The 13,630-nt window shown below is 75.6% G+C and carries 14 protein-coding genes; 4 read left to right on the forward strand and 10 right to left on the reverse strand.

The annotated features are described in order from the left end of the window. The first annotated feature begins 4 nt into the window (after positions 1-4). Entirely contained in the window at positions 5-1,039 is a 1,035-nt protein-coding gene (gene holA / locus ACFU5J_RS08565; protein ID WP_430578454.1) for a DNA polymerase III subunit delta, read from the forward strand. 166 nt (positions 1,040-1,205) lie between these two features. Here holA and rpsT read toward each other — a convergent pair whose 3' ends face one another. The 5 genes from rpsT to ACFU5J_RS08590 all read right to left on the reverse strand — a co-directional run bounded on the left by rpsT (position 1,206) and on the right by ACFU5J_RS08590 (position 4,555). Next, positions 1,206-1,466, reverse strand: coding sequence for a 30S ribosomal protein S20 (gene rpsT / locus ACFU5J_RS08570; protein ID WP_380315990.1), 261 nt, complete (start codon positions 1,464-1,466; stop codon positions 1,206-1,208). A gap of 240 nt (positions 1,467-1,706) precedes the next feature. Beyond that, a complete protein-coding gene (locus ACFU5J_RS08575) occupies positions 1,707-2,249 on the reverse strand; it encodes a type II toxin-antitoxin system PemK/MazF family toxin (RefSeq protein ID WP_430578455.1) in 543 nt (180 codons plus the stop codon). A gap of 21 nt (positions 2,250-2,270) precedes the next feature. Next, the gene (locus tag ACFU5J_RS08580) at positions 2,271-3,101 is read right to left on the reverse strand and encodes an alpha/beta fold hydrolase (RefSeq protein WP_430578456.1); all 831 of its coding nucleotides are present in this window, start codon (positions 3,099-3,101) and stop codon (positions 2,271-2,273) included. 65 nt (positions 3,102-3,166) lie between these two features. Beyond that, on the reverse strand, positions 3,167-3,973 hold the full coding sequence (locus ACFU5J_RS08585; RefSeq protein WP_430578457.1) for a maleylpyruvate isomerase family mycothiol-dependent enzyme: 807 nt from the start codon (positions 3,971-3,973) through the stop codon (positions 3,167-3,169). 27 nt (positions 3,974-4,000) lie between these two features. Continuing rightward, a complete protein-coding gene (locus ACFU5J_RS08590; protein WP_430578458.1) occupies positions 4,001-4,555 on the reverse strand; it encodes a type 1 glutamine amidotransferase domain-containing protein in 555 nt (184 codons plus the stop codon). 149 nt (positions 4,556-4,704) lie between these two features. Here ACFU5J_RS08590 and lepA point away from each other — a divergent pair, with 149 nt between their 5' ends. Continuing rightward, positions 4,705-6,579: a translation elongation factor 4 gene (gene lepA / locus ACFU5J_RS08595; protein WP_430576155.1), complete on the forward strand. Its 1,875-nt coding sequence runs from the start codon at positions 4,705-4,707 to the stop codon at positions 6,577-6,579. Beyond that, positions 6,579-7,835, forward strand: a complete 1,257-nt coding sequence (gene hemW / locus ACFU5J_RS08600) for a radical SAM family heme chaperone HemW (protein ID WP_430576154.1) — start codon at positions 6,579-6,581, stop codon at positions 7,833-7,835. The genes lepA and hemW overlap by 1 nt, the downstream gene beginning before the upstream one ends. 24 nt (positions 7,836-7,859) lie before the next feature. Here the strand turns inward: hemW and ACFU5J_RS08605 are convergent, their stop codons facing one another. Then, the gene (locus ACFU5J_RS08605) at positions 7,860-8,321 is read right to left on the reverse strand and encodes a DUF4870 domain-containing protein (protein WP_430576153.1); all 462 of its coding nucleotides are present in this window, start codon (positions 8,319-8,321) and stop codon (positions 7,860-7,862) included. A 122-nt stretch (positions 8,322-8,443) separates the two neighbouring features. Between ACFU5J_RS08605 and ACFU5J_RS08610 the strand changes: the two genes are divergently transcribed. After that, the gene (locus tag ACFU5J_RS08610) at positions 8,444-9,007 is read left to right on the forward strand and encodes a DUF4282 domain-containing protein (protein ID WP_430576152.1); all 564 of its coding nucleotides are present in this window, start codon (positions 8,444-8,446) and stop codon (positions 9,005-9,007) included. A 39-nt stretch (positions 9,008-9,046) separates the two neighbouring features. Here the strand turns inward: ACFU5J_RS08610 and ACFU5J_RS08615 are convergent, their stop codons facing one another. The 4 genes from ACFU5J_RS08615 to ACFU5J_RS08630 all read right to left on the reverse strand — a co-directional run bounded on the left by ACFU5J_RS08615 (position 9,047) and on the right by ACFU5J_RS08630 (position 13,602). Beyond that, on the reverse strand, positions 9,047-9,928 hold the full coding sequence (locus ACFU5J_RS08615) for a DUF3097 domain-containing protein (RefSeq protein WP_430576151.1): 882 nt from the start codon (positions 9,926-9,928) through the stop codon (positions 9,047-9,049). 158 nt (positions 9,929-10,086) lie between these two features. Continuing rightward, positions 10,087-10,281: a hypothetical protein gene (locus tag ACFU5J_RS08620; protein ID WP_430576150.1), complete on the reverse strand. Its 195-nt coding sequence runs from the start codon at positions 10,279-10,281 to the stop codon at positions 10,087-10,089. Positions 10,282-10,405: 124 nt separating this feature from the next. Continuing rightward, a complete protein-coding gene (locus ACFU5J_RS08625; protein ID WP_430578459.1) occupies positions 10,406-13,405 on the reverse strand; it encodes an ATP-binding protein in 3,000 nt (999 codons plus the stop codon). Then, the gene (locus ACFU5J_RS08630; RefSeq protein WP_430578460.1) at positions 13,402-13,602 is read right to left on the reverse strand and encodes a hypothetical protein; all 201 of its coding nucleotides are present in this window, start codon (positions 13,600-13,602) and stop codon (positions 13,402-13,404) included. The genes ACFU5J_RS08625 and ACFU5J_RS08630 overlap by 4 nt, the downstream gene beginning before the upstream one ends. Positions 13,603-13,630: the final 28 nt, after the last annotated feature.

The following is a 13,630-nucleotide window of genomic DNA, read 5'->3' on the forward strand; positions in this document are numbered from 1 at the left end:
GGGCGTGCCCGCCGCCCCCGCCTCCCGCCAGTCCCGTTCGCCCCGTCGAGGCGGCCGCTCCACGGCGGCGAACAGCCGGCCCTGGGACGACCCGACGCTGGCGCCCGTGCTGCTGGTGCGCGGCCCGGAGGGGCTGCTCGCCGAGCGCGCGGTGGACGGCGTCGTGGGCCTGGCGCGCGAGCGTGACGCGACCACGGAGAAGGCCGAGCTCGAGGGCGGCACCTACACCGCCGGTCAGCTCGCCGTCGCGGCCAGCCCGTCGCTCTTCGGCGAGCCCAGCGTGGTCGTCGTGCGGGGCGCCGAGGCGGCCACCGAGGACCTGGTGGCGGACGTCGTCGCGTACGTGGCGTCGCCCGACCCGGAGACGGTCGTCGTCGTGGTGCACGGCGGCGGGCAGCGCGGCAAGAAGATGCTCGACGCGATCGTCGCCACCGGCGCCCCGGTGCTCGAGTGCGACCCGATCACCAAGGACGCCGACAAGGTCCAGTTCGTCACGGCCGAGTTCCGGGCGGCGCGCCGCCGGGCCGACGCCGCGGCGGTCCGCGCGCTGGTCGACGCTCTCGGCACCGACCTGCGAGAGCTGGCGTCCGCGTGCTCCCAGCTCGTCGCCGACACGACCGGCACGATCAGCGAGGCCGTCGTCGACCGGTACTACGGCGGCCGCGTCGAGGCCACGGGCTTCAAGGTGGCCGACGCTGCGGTCGCGGGCGACGCCGGGGGAGCCGTCGCGCTCCTGCGGCACTCCCTGGCCACCGGCGGGGACCCGGTGCCGATCGTCGCCGCCCTCGCGCTGCGGCTGCGCACGCTCGCCCGGGTCGCGGCGATCCGTGGCGGCGCCGTCACCGCGCGCGAGCTCGGGCTGCAGGACTGGCAGGTGCGCAACGCGCAGCGGGACCTGTCGCGCTGGACCCCCGAGGGGCTGGCCACCGCCATCGGCGCGGTCTCGCAGGCGGACGCCGACGTCAAGGGTGGCGGGCGCGACCCGGTCTACGCCGTCGAGAAGGCCGTGCTGACCATCGCCCGCTCGCGCCGGGGCTGACGCCGTCCCGCGATGAGCGGGACCGTGGCCGCCCGTCTCCGCGCCCGGGCGGGCCGTCGCGCGGCGCGGCACGTCGCCCGGGGACGCGCGAAGGGCGCCGCACCCTCAGGTGCGACGCCCTTCGAAGTCTTGCCGGCCCGCCGTCAGGCGGACGGAGCGCGACGACTCAGAGAGCCTCGACCGACTTCGCGATGGCCGACTTGCGGTTCGCGGCCTGGTTGGCGTGGATGACGCCCTTCGAGACAGCCTTGTCGAGCTTGCGCGACGCGGCCGTCAGCGCGGTGGTGGCGGCCTCCTTGTCGCCCGCGGCGACGGCCTCGCGCACCTTGCGCACGTAGGTCTTCAGCTCAGACTTGACGGCCTTGTTGCGCAGGCGCGCCTTCTCGTTCGTCTTGATGCGCTTGATCTGGGACTTGATGTTTGCCACGTGTGGACTTCCTGGTGTGTTCGCCTGCCGGCGAGCGGATAGGTCGTAGAGGGCGGCCACAGCTCCGGGACTGGGGTGGGGAACCCGTGGAGAGGAACTGCGGCTGTGCCCGCCGACCTGGGCGGACACGCAAACATCAACGATAGCAGAGGCACCCTCGGCCGGAGAACCGTCGCCGGCTGTGGCGTACCGCACCGGATCGGGGCCCGGTCGGGCTCCGACCCGGCCCCGGCGCGCAGGTCAGCGCCGCGCCTCGGCCATCGCCCGCGCCACCCGGTCGAACGACCGGCGGTCCATGACGGCGCCCTCGCGGCGGACGGCGCCCGGGTCCACCCGGACGACCCGGTTGAGGCGCACCTCGCTGGGGCGCTTCTGGGAGTCCCACGCGCCGGTGCCGACGTCCATCCACAGCCGCCCGTAGCGGGCCTCCTGTGCGGCGTCGCGGTCGTGGTCCTTGCTGGTGAGCTGCAGCGCGAGCAGCCACGGCCCGTCCCTGCCGACCAGCAGCACGGGGCGGTCCTTGCCGCGCGCGTGGTCCTCCTCGAACGGCACCCAGGTCCACACGACCTCGCCCGGGTCCGGGTCGCCGTCCGGCCGCGGGGAGTACACGGGCTTCACGGTGCCCGTGAAGTCGCCGGGATAGGCGCCGGCCGGGCCGCGGCCGGGCGTCGGCGTCCCGCCTCGCGGGCGGGGCGTGGTGGACGGGCGGGACGTGCCGCGCGACGACGGCCGCGTCGCCGATCGCAGCACGTCCACCAGCAGGTTCAGCCATCGGTTCGCCACGGCCGACAGCCTACGTGCGGGTCAGGCGAGCACGAACCGGGCCAGGCGGGCCGCCATCGGCTCCGGGTCCCACGAGTGCTCGGCGCCGGCCAGCGTCTCGGCCGAGCCCTCGGGGACGGCGGCCGCCAGCCGCGCCGCCGCCTCGGGCATGCCGGGGAAGGTCTCGGTCCCGGTGAGGGCGAGCAGCGGCACGGGCACGCCGGCGAGCCCGCCGTCCGCCAGGGCCCGGGTGGCCCAGGTGAGGGCCTGGGCGTCGGCGCGCTGCGAGACGACGGACGCGGCGATCGCGGGCCAGTCCGGTGACGCCTTGGCGCCGGCCAGCCACTCCGGGGGCATGTCCTTCATGAAGTGCTCGGTGGCGCCCTCGAGGTCTCCGGCGTCCATGCGGCGCTCGATCTCCGCCGCCCACGCGCGGGTCTCCTCGGCGCCGAGCTCCAGGGGCGCCTCCCACAGGACCAGGCCGGTCACGGGCAGGCCCTGGTCCGCCGCGCGGAGGGAGATCGCGCAGCCCGACGAGTGCCCGCACAGCACGGCCGAGCCACCCGCGAGGTCGATCGCCGCGGCGACCGCGTCGAGCTCCCGGTCGAGGTCGAGCCGACCCGGGGCGGGGGAGTCGCCGCGGCCCAGCCGGTCGAAGACGACGGTCGTGGTGCCGGCGTCGGCGAGGAGCTCCGCCGTCCGGGTGGTGATCGGGTCGACGGCGCGGAACGGCCCGGCGCCGGCGACGAACACCACCCCGGGGCCGGAGCCGCGCACGTCGGCGGTGATGCGGTCGCCGCGCGCCGTCCTGCCGGTGGTCGTGGTGGTGGACGCGGGCGCGGCGGCCGTGCCGCCGGTCGTGTTCTGGGTCATGGCGGGTGGACCGGGCGGCCCGGGCGGACTCATCGGTCGAGCGCGTCCCGTGCTGCCGCGCGAGGTCAGGGGACGAGGGGCGCGTCCAGCACGCGACGCGCGGCGGCCTCGTCGCCCTCGACGACGGCGCCCGCCTCGGCGAGGGTCAGGCGGCCCCACAGCAGCAGGGCGAGCCCGCGCGCCGGTCCGCGGACGACGGCCCCGGGTGCCGCGCCGAGCGCGCCCGCACCGAGCGTCCACGACCAGCCGAGGTCGTCCGCCTCGAGGCGCAGGACGTCGGCGAGCGGGGCCATCCGGCCCAGGCGCACCTGCCGCGGCTGGAAGAGCGTCACGACCTCGTCCACGGCGTCGGCCCAGACGTCGGGCCCGACGTCGACCGCGCCCAGGGCGGCCGCCCCGGAGCCGGCGCGCGCGGCGTGCAGGTCGTGCAGGTGCACGAGGGTCTCGTAGCCCTGCCGCCGCCACCAGAACGACGCCGGCCCGTCCCCGACCAGCGTGACCGCCGCGCCGTCGGGCCCGGCGACGTCGAGCGCGGCGAGCAGCGCGGCCGCGTGCCGGCGGTAGAGGGCCGCGAGGGCGGGCGCGCCGCCGTCGGGCTCGGTCAGGTCCTCCGAGCGGGACGTGTCGCCCTGGGCCATCCCGGCGGCCCAGTGGTGGACGCCGGCGAGGTGCACGACGAGCTCGCGCGCCCGCCAGTCGCCGCACGCGGGCACGCGGGCGTCCGGGTCGACGCCGGGCACCGCCGCGGCGAACTCGTCCTGCAGCCGCGCGAGGAGGGTGAGGCGGTCCGGCTCGGGCCCGCCGTCCGCGCGTCGCCCGCTGCGCGGGTCGACCAGGGGGCGTCGCTGCACGGTGTCGGGCTCGCTCGGCATGGCGCCGAGGCTAGCGCCCGACGACGGTCAGCGGGCCAGTACCGCGTCGACCTCGCCGAGGAAGTCGTCGAGGTCGTCGGGGGTGCGGGACGTCACCAGGGGGTAGCCGGCGCCGTCGTCCCGCACCACGGGTCGATCCACCCAGGTGCCGCCGGCGTTGCGCACGTCGGTGGCGAGCGAGGGGTACGACGTGAGCGTCGCCCCGTCGGCGCACCCCGCCTCGATCACGGCCCACGGGCCGTGGCAGATCGCGGCCACGGGCCTGCCGCTGCGCGCGAACTCCCTGACGAGGCCGACCGCGGCGTCCTGGAGCCGCAGCGTGTCGGCGTTGATCGTGCCGCCTGGCACGAGCAGCAGGTCGGCCCCGGCGGGGTCCACGTCGGCGTAGGTGGCGTCGACGGGCACGGCGCGGCCCGGGTCCTTGTCCCCGACGAGCGTCTGCACCTCGCCCGGCTCGTTCGAGGCGACGACCACCTCGGCGCCCGCGGCGCGCAGGTGCTCCAGCGGCACCACCAGCTCGTCCTGCTCGACTCCGTAGCTCGTCACGATCGCGAGCACTCGCCTTCCGGTCAGGTCGGCCATGGCGGGGAACCTCCTGTCGCATCGGTGGGTGGTCGTCGACCGTAGGCAGGGGCCCCGCCTGCCCGCACGCGGGCGGGGTCATGGGACAATGGCCGGGCCTCGCCACCACCGACGGCACCCACCCAGCGACCTGACGGAGCGAGATCGCGTTGCCCATCCCCGGACCCGCGCTCAGCGCGCGCATCGAGCCGAACGCCACTGCGCCGGAGCTCATCCGCAACTTCTGCATCATCGCGCACATCGACCACGGCAAGTCGACGCTCGCCGACCGCATGCTGCAGCTCACCGGCGTGGTCGAGCCGCGGGCCATGCGCGCGCAGTACCTCGACCGCATGGACATCGAGCGCGAGCGCGGCATCACCATCAAGTCGCAGGCCGTGCGGATGCCGTGGCAGGTGGCGGAGGAGCCGTTCGCGCTCAACATGATCGACACGCCGGGCCACGTGGACTTCACCTACGAGGTGTCCCGGTCGCTCGCCGCGTGCGAGGGCGCCGTGCTGCTCGTGGACGCCGCGCAGGGCATCGAGGCCCAGACGCTCGCCAACCTGTACCTGGCGATGGAGAACGACCTCGAGATCATCCCGGTCCTCAACAAGATCGACCTGCCCGCCGCGCAGCCGGAGAAGTACGCGGAGGAGCTCGCGAACCTCGTCGGCGGCGACCCGGCGGACGTGCTCAAGGTCTCCGGCAAGACCGGCGCCGGCGTCGAGGAGCTGCTCGACCGCATCGTCGAGCGGGTCCCGGCGCCCGTCGGCGACGCGGACGCCCCGGCCCGCGCCATGATCTTCGACTCGGTCTACGACACCTACCGCGGCGTGGTGACGTACGTGCGCGTCGTGGACGGCAACCTCAGCCCGCGCGAGCGCATCGCCATGATGTCGACCCGCGCGACGCACGAGCTGCTCGAGATCGGCGTCATCTCCCCGGAGCCGATCATCACCAAGGGGCTCGGCGTCGGCGAGGTCGGCTACCTCATCACCGGCGTGAAGGACGTGCGCCAGTCGAAGGTCGGCGACACGGTCACCAACATGGCCAAGCCCGCCGACGAGGCCCTCGGCGGGTACAGCGACCCGAAGCCGATGGTGTTCTCCGGCCTGTACCCGGTGGACGGCACGGACTACCCGGCGCTGCGCGACGCCCTCGACAAGCTCAAGCTCAACGACGCGGCGCTCAACTACGAGCCCGAGACGTCGGTGGCGCTGGGCTTCGGCTTCCGCGTCGGGTTCCTCGGCCTGCTGCACCTGGAGATCGTGCGCGAGCGGCTCGAGCGCGAGTTCGACCTCGACCTCATCTCGACGGCGCCGAACGTGGTCTACGACGTCACGCTCGACGACGGCACCGAGGTGAAGGTGACCAACCCGTCCGAATTCCCCGGCGGCAAGATCAAGGAGGTCCGCGAGCCCGTCGTGCGCGCGACCATCCTTGCGCCGAGCGAGTTCGTGGGCACGATCATGGGCCTGTGCAACGACCGCCGCGGCCAGATGCTCGGCATGGACTACCTGTCGGAGGACCGGGTCGAGCTGCGGTTCACGCTGCCCCTCGCGGAGATCGTGTTCGACTTCTTCGACCAGCTGAAGTCCCGGACCCGCGGCTACGCGTCGCTGGACTACGAGCCCACGGGCGACCAGGCGGCCGACCTCGTGAAGGTCGACATCCTCCTGCAGGGCGAGCAGGTGGACGCGTTCAGCGCCATCGTGCACAAGGACAAGGCCTACGACTACGGCGTCATGATGACGGCGAAGCTCAAGGAGATCATCCCGCGCCAGCAGTTCGAGGTGCCGATCCAGGCCGCCGTGGGCGCCCGGGTGATCGCCCGCGAGACGGTGCGCGCGATGCGCAAGGACGTGCTCGCCAAGTGCTACGGCGGCGACATCAGCCGCAAGCGCAAGCTGCTGGAGAAGCAGAAGGAGGGCAAGAAGCGCATGAAGAACATCGGGTCCGTCGAGGTCCCGAAGGACGCCTTCATCGCCGCGCTCTCCTCCGACGGCGCCGGCGGCAAGGAGACCAAGGACAAGAAGAAGTAGTGCCCGCGCTGCCTGACGGCGTCCCCGTCCCGGCCGACGGCGCCCTGCCGCCGTGGGTGCGCCCGGCCGCGGCGGGCGCGGAGCCCCGCCCGTTCGGCGTCTACGTCCACGTGCCGTTCTGCTCGGTGCGCTGCGGGTACTGCGACTTCAACACCTACACGGCGGCGGAGCTGGGCGGCGGCGCCAACCAGGCGGCGTACGCGACGACGGCGCTGCGCGAGGTCGAGCTGGCCGCGCGCGTGCTCGACGACGCGGGCCTCGGCGGGCGCCCCGTCTCCACCGTGTTCTTCGGCGGCGGCACGCCCACGATGCTGCCCGCCGCCGACCTGGCGCGGGTCCTGCGCGGCGTCGACGACGCGTGGGGGCTGGCCGACGACGCGGAGGTGACCACCGAGGCCAACCCGGACTCGGTGACGCCCGCGTCGCTGCGCGTGCTGGCCGACGCCGGGTTCACCCGGGTCTCTTTCGGGATGCAGTCGGCGGTGCCGCACGTGCTGGCCACGCTGGAGCGCACCCACGACCCGCGTCGGGTGCCCGATGCGGTGGCCTGGGCGCGCGACGCCGGCCTGGACGTCTCCCTCGACCTCATCTACGGCACGCCGGGGGAGTCCCTCGACGACTGGCGCGCGTCGCTGGAGGCGGTGCTGGCCACCGGCGTCGACCACGTGTCGGCGTACGCGCTCGTCGTCGAGCCGGGCACGAAGATGCACGCCCAGGTGCGTCGCGGGGAGCTGGCGCTGCCCGACGAGGACGACCAGGCCGCGAAGTACGAGCTGGCCGACGACCTCCTCACCGAGGCGGGGCTCGGCTGGTACGAGGTGAGCAACTGGGCCCGCGGGCCCGAGCACGCGTGCCGGCACAACCGCGCGTACTGGCGCGGGGACGACTGGTGGGGCGTGGGCCCCGGTGCGCACTCCTACGTCGCGGGGGCGGGCGACGGCGAGCACGCCGGCGTGCGCTGGTGGAACGTCAAGCACCCGCGTCGCTATGCGGCGCTGCTCGAGGACGGCGCGTCGCCGGGCGCCGGGCGGGAGCTGCTCACGCCCGCCGAGGCCCAGCTCGAGCGCGTGCTGCTCGGGGTGCGGGTGCGCGAGGGCCTCGACGTCGACGCGCTGGACCCCTCGCGCCGCGCGGCGGTCGCCGGGCTCGTGGCGCGCGGGCTGCTCGACGGCGTCGCCGCGGTGCGCGGCCGCGTCGTCCTCACCCGCCAGGGTCGCCTGCTCGCCGACTCCGTCGTCCGCGAGCTCACCGCCTGACGGCACGCTCGATGCGTCCGCCGGTCAGGAGACCATGCGGATGTTGATGGGGTAGCGGTACGCCTCGTGCCGGTTGACGGCGACCGCGGCGAGGATCCCGAAGACGATCGACAGCACCCAGACCGCGATCCAGAGCACGAACCCGATGAAGACGAGGAACAGGACCACCGAGATCGCGTAGCCGATCAGCAGCGTGATCTGGAAGTTCAGCGACTCCTTGGCCTGGTCGCCCACGTAGGCGCTGCGGTCGCGCAGGAACAGCCAGACCAGCAGCGGCGTGAGGAACCCGAGGAACCCGAAGCTCAGCAGCGACAGGACCGGCGGGCCCAGGTGCGCGACCATCGCCCAGGTGCGCTCGTCCGACGGCGACAGGGGCAGCGGGCCGTACCCGTAGGGCGGGTGCCCGGGCGGCGGACCGGCCGGGGGCTGGCCCGGCGGACCGGCCGGGGGCTGCTGCGGCGGGGGCCCGTACGGCGGCTGGCTCATGACCCCATCCTCGCGCATCCGTGGAGGTCACGTGCGGTGGCGACGCGGCACGGCTCGGGCCACAGTGGGCCTAGCCGGCCAGACCCCGCCGGGTGAGTCACCTGGACGACTCAGGAGGAACCATGAGCGAGAACACGCCGCAGCAGCCCGGCGACCCGCAGGAGCCGCCGCACCAGCCGCCGCAGCAGCCGCCGCCCGCCCGGCCGGGCCCGGCGCACGGTCAGCCGCCGGCCGGGCCGCCGCCGCACGGCGGGCAGCCGCCGTACGGGGACCAGCCCTACGCGCCGGCGCAGCAGCCGTACGAGGGACAGATGCCCGACCCCGGCCTGTACGGGGGGTTCGAGTACCCGCCGGACCGGTCCGCGGGCCCGCACATGCCGGGCGGCGGGCAGGGGAGCGGCTTCCTGTCCGCGATGTTCGACTACTCCTTCGGCCGTTACATCACGCCGAGCGTGGTGAAGGTCGTCTACATCATCGTGACGGTGCTGGTCGCGATCGCCTGGCTCGGCGGGATCGTCGCCGCGTTCCAGGCGTCCGTGTGGGCCGGCATCCTCTACCTGGTGTTCGGGTGGATCATCGCGCTGGTCTACCTCGCGATCGCGCGCATCACGCTGGAGTTCTTCATGGCCGTGATCTCCGTGTCGGAGCGGGTCAACGCCTACGCGAAGCGGGACGGCATCATCTGAGCCGGGGCGGCCCGGGCACGGTGCGGCGCGGGCCGAGCCTCACGCCGTGACGAAGTCGATCAGCTCCTCGACCCGGCCCAGCAGGGCCGGGTCGAGGTCGCGGTAGTCGCGGACCGTCCCCAGGATCCGCTGCCAGGCGCGGCCCACGTCCTCCGTCGACGACGCCGGCCACCCCAGCTCGCGCAGGATGCCGCGCTTCCACTCCGTGCCGCGCTCGATCCTCGGCCACGACGCCAGACCCAGGCGCTCGGCCTTCACCGCCTGCCAGACGTCGACGTACGGGTGGCCCAGGACCAGCACGGTCCCGCGCGGCACCCCGCGCAGCGCCTCGTCGGCGAGGCGGCGCTCCTTCGACCCGGGCACCAGGTGGTCGACCAGCACCCCGACGCGGCGCTCGGCCGTCGGGGCGAACTCGTCGAGGGCGTCCGCGAGGTTGTCGACGCCGTCGAGCATCTCGACGACCACGCCCTCGACCCGCAGGTCGTCGCCCCACACCTTCTCGACCAGCTCGGCGTCGTGCTTGCCCTCCACCCAGATGCGGCTGCCGCGTGCGACGCGCGCGCGCTGGTCGTGCACGGCGACGGAGCCGGACGCGGTGCGCGTCGGGCGTCCGGGGGCACGCCGCGTGACGGGGGCGGTGAGCTCGACGGGCTGCCCGTCCACCCAGAACCCGGGCCCGAGGGGGAACGACCGGGTGCGGCCCCGCCGGTCCTCGAGCACCACCAGGTGCATGCCGCCCGACTTCTCGACGCGCACGACGGCGCCCACCCATCCGGACGTGACCTCCTCGACGACGAGGCCGTGCTCCGCCGGCTGGGGCCGCGACACGGGCCGGCGGCGGTGGTGGGCGGAGCCGTCCGGCGCGCCGGGGGCGCGGGAGCCGGCGGAGGACAGGATGTCGGAGCCGTAGCGGTCGTGCACGGCCGCGAGCCTACGGTCGTGCCCGGGCCCGGGACGGTCCCGACACGCGGCACGCGCCGCCCGGTCGGGACCGGGCGGCGCGTGCGGGGCGAGCGGGTGGCTCGTCGACGGTTCGAGGACGGCGGGCGGTCGGTGCGGCCGACCGTGCGCCTGGCGGGTCAGGCGTGGCGCGGCAGGCCCAGCGACGCGGCCGCGGCGCGACGCCGCGGCTCGCGGGGGGCTGGTGCCACGGCATCGTCCCGGAGCGCCCGCCGTGAGGCGCGGAGCTCGTGCGCCAGACGGCGCAGGGCGACCTCGCGCTCGAGCTCCTCCTGCCGGCGCTCGAAGAGCATGTCGTACACGTGCGGATCCATGATGGCCTCCCAGCCGGGTGTGGTGACACGGCTAGAGAGGGGGCACCCGGGCGGTCCGTACACGACTGCTCAGGGCATGTGTACAGGTGCGTCGGGCGACGTCAGCGCGGTCGCCGGGAGCTCGTCACGGGGTCTCGGAGCGCGCGACGACGGCGGCCTCGGTGCGGCTGGCGACGCCGAGCTTGCGCAGGATGGCGGACACGTGGACCGACGCCGTCTTGCGGCTGATGAACAGGCGCTCGGCGATCTGCCCGTTCGTCAGCCCCTCGGCGACGAGCGCGAGCACCTGGCTCTCGCGCTCCGTGAGCGCCCGCTCCGCCGCCGGGGCGCGGCCGCCTCGGCCACGGACGCGGCCGAGGCCGGCACCGTCCAGCAGCGCCCGCGCCTGGTCGGCGACGAGCCCGCAGCCGATGGCCTCGGCCGCCTCGACCGCGGCCTCGAGGCGCACCCTGGCGGCCTGGCGGTCGCCCGTCGCGAGCAGGGACCCGCCGTCGCGGAACAGGGCGTAGGGCCGCAGGGACGCCGGCCCGTCGGCGGCGAGCACGGCCTCCCAGGAGCCGTCGCCGAGCTCCGCCGCGAACACCGCCGCCCACGTGGGGTAGGTGGGCCACGACGCGCAGGTCGCGAGCGCGGCCCGGTACGGGGCGACGTCCACGGGCCGGCCGGCGGCGCGCGCACGGTCGAGCACCCGGGCGGCGACCGCCAGCACGGACAGACGGTAGTAGGAGGACAGGGAGCCCTCCTCGAGCGCGATGGACACGAGGTCGAGCGCGTCGTCCAGGTCGTCGCGCAGGAGCGCGAGCTCCGCGAGCGTCCCGGCGACGCGTGCCCGGATCTGCTCCTCGACCCGGCCGAACCGGAGCCAGGTCGCCCGGTGCGCGAGGGCCCGCGACTGGGCCGCCCCGACGTCCCCGCGCCACATCGTCAGCCACGTCCACCGCTCACCCAGGTAGACGGAGTAGTCGCTGAGGTCGATCAGCGGCACCGACCGCTCGTACCAGTCCGCGGCGTCGGCCCACCGCCCCAGCTCGATCCAGGCCTCGGCCACGTTCCCCTCGAGCATCGCGCGGGTGGCCCACCCCGCGCCGAGGGTGCGCGCCAGCCGTGCGCCGGTCTCGGCCAGGGACTCCGCCGCCGCGTACTGCCCGAGCTTGAGCCGGATGTCCGCGGCGTTCGTGTAGTAGTGGCACTGGGCGCGCCAGTCGTCGCCCGCGACCACGCCCGACAGCTCGAGCTCCTCGAGCCCGTCGAGGTCCCCGCCGTTGATCCGGCTCATGGCCCGCATGTTGAGGGCGAGGGAGGAGTTCTTCTCGTCCCCGGCCGCCCGCGCGGCGGCGAGCGCCTCGCCGGCCACCGCGACCGCCTCGACGTCGCGCGCGTCCATCATCGCGTTGCGGGCCTTGAGCCGCAGCAGCGGCGCCCGTCCCGCGTGGTCGTCCGCGGGGAGGAGGGCCAGCGCCTCGTCGATGAGGCCGTCGGACGCGGGGTCGCCCGCCTTGCCGAGGATGTGCGCCAGCGTCGAGAGGGCCTGCGCCCGCCCGGCCGGGTCGTCGGCGGGCCACTCCGCGACGGCCTCCCGGGCGAGGCCGGCCCCCCGGTCCACCTGTGCGGCGTCCTGCAGCGCGGCGGCGACGTGCCGCAGGAGCGACGCGCGGTGCTGCCCGGCCACCCGGTCCGCGTCGGGCACCAGGTCCCACAGCTCCAGCGCGCGCTCGCCGGCCGCGACGGCCGTCGACGTGGCGCCGTCCGGCTCGGAGGACGTGACGACCTGGACCGCCGCGGCCAGCGCGCGGTCGGGCACGCGGGCCCGCCACCAGTGGTCGGCGGCGGCCGCGGCGTCCGCGAGCGTGCGGCCGGTCTCCTCGAGGGCGCGGGCGCACGCGGCATGGAGGCGGCGCGCCTCGCCGGGCAGCAGCTCGTGGTCGACCGCCTCCTGCATGAGGGCGTGGCGGAACCGGTAGCCGTCGCCGTCGGCCACGAGCACGTGCGCCTCGACGGCCTCGCGGGCGGCGTCCTCGGCGTCCTCGAGCCCGTCCTCGCCGAGCATCGCGGTGAGCAGGCCGTGGGGGGCGTGCGGGCCGGCGGCCGCCACCGTGCGACAGAAGGTCTGGGCGGCGTCGCTCAGGGCCGAGTAGCGCAGCAGCAGCAGGTCGCGCAGGGACACCGGCATCGCCTCGCCCGCGAACGCCGCGAGCTCCTCGGCGTAGAACGGCACGCCCTCGGAGCGCTCGGCGAGCTCGCCGAGCACCGGGCCGGGCAGCTCGCGGCCTCGGCCGCGCGTGGTGACGAGGGTCGTGACCAGGCGGGCGGCGTCGGCGGCGTCCAGGCGGGCCAGCTCGACGCGGGCGGCCAGGCGCGAGCGCTCCAGCTCGGCCAGGGTCGTGCGCAGCGGGTGGCGGCGCCCGACGTCGTCGCTGCGGTAGGTGGCGACCACCAGGAGGGTCGACCGCGGTGCGGACCGCGCCAGCCGGGCGACGACGGTCCGGGTCACGTCGTCGGACCAGTGCAGGTCCTCGAGCACGAGGACGACCGGCCGCGTCGCGGAGACGGCCGAGACGAGGTCGGCGAGCACCTCGGGCAGGCGGCCGTGGTCGACGTCGCGCCGCACCTCGACCAGCCCGGGGGCGAGCGTGCCGAGCGCGTCGGCGGCCGGCCCGGCCGCCTCGAGGGTGCCCTCGGGGCCGAGCGCGTCCAGCACGTCGGCGAGGACGCCCGTGAGCGCCGCGTAGGGGAGCGGGCCGGAGCCGGAGTCGGCGCACTGCCCGTGCAGCACGAGGGTGCCGGCGCCCGCGGCGTCGGTGAGCCCGGTGAGCCCGGCGAGCCCGGTGAGGAACTCGGCCACGAGCCGGGTCTTGCCGATACCGGCCTCGCCGCCCACCACGACGGTGCCGCCGGTGCCCCCGAGGGCTGCGGCGAACGCGTCGCGAAGGGCGGCGAGGTCGGCCTCGCGACCGATCATGGGCGGTCGCGAGGGGAGGGTGGGGTGCGGCCCGAGGGCCGACCCGGTCGAGGTGGCGGGCACCTCGTCATCGTGCCAGGCCGGCGGTGCGCCCGCCGGGGTCGCGCCGACCGGCGAGACGTGGTCCGCGGCGGGCGCCGCGGCCGCCGTCACCGGGTCGGTCACAGCGTCCAGGACCGGCTCATGCCCGCGGGCAGCAGGCCCCAGGCGCGACGGTCGGCCCGGCGACGGGCCGCGGCACGGACGCGCCCCCGCCGGTCGCCGCCGGTCATGGCCTCCCGACGCTCGACGTCCCGGAGCAGCGTCTGCTCGGCCTCCGCCTCGCGGAGGCGGAACTCGTCGTAGTACAGGAACTCGTTCATCACGGATCTCCTTCGCCGGAAGCCCCGG

It is taken from the genome of Isoptericola sp. NPDC057559, assembly GCF_042801555.1.
Classification (GTDB): domain Bacteria; phylum Actinomycetota; class Actinomycetes; order Actinomycetales; family Cellulomonadaceae; genus Isoptericola.

Bases quoted from the DNA above. Each gene is read 5' to 3' on its own strand.
- ACFU5J_RS08590 (WP_430578458.1), bottom strand. From the start codon at position 4,555: ATGGCCGACCTGACCGGAAGGCGAGTGCTCGCGATCGTGACGAGCTAC.
- ACFU5J_RS08585 (WP_430578457.1), bottom strand. From the start codon at position 3,973: ATGCCGAGCGAGCCCGACACCGTGCAGCGACGCCCCCTGGTCGACCCG.
- ACFU5J_RS08630 (WP_430578460.1), bottom strand. From the start codon at position 13,602: ATGAACGAGTTCCTGTACTACGACGAGTTCCGCCTCCGCGAGGCGGAG.
- ACFU5J_RS08610 (WP_430576152.1), top strand. From the start codon at position 8,444: ATGAGCGAGAACACGCCGCAGCAGCCCGGCGACCCGCAGGAGCCGCCG.
- ACFU5J_RS08580 (WP_430578456.1), bottom strand. From the start codon at position 3,101: ATGACCCAGAACACGACCGGCGGCACGGCCGCCGCGCCCGCGTCCACC.
- ACFU5J_RS08620 (WP_430576150.1), bottom strand. From the start codon at position 10,281: ATGGATCCGCACGTGTACGACATGCTCTTCGAGCGCCGGCAGGAGGAG.
- ACFU5J_RS08605 (WP_430576153.1), bottom strand. From the start codon at position 8,321: ATGAGCCAGCCGCCGTACGGGCCCCCGCCGCAGCAGCCCCCGGCCGGT.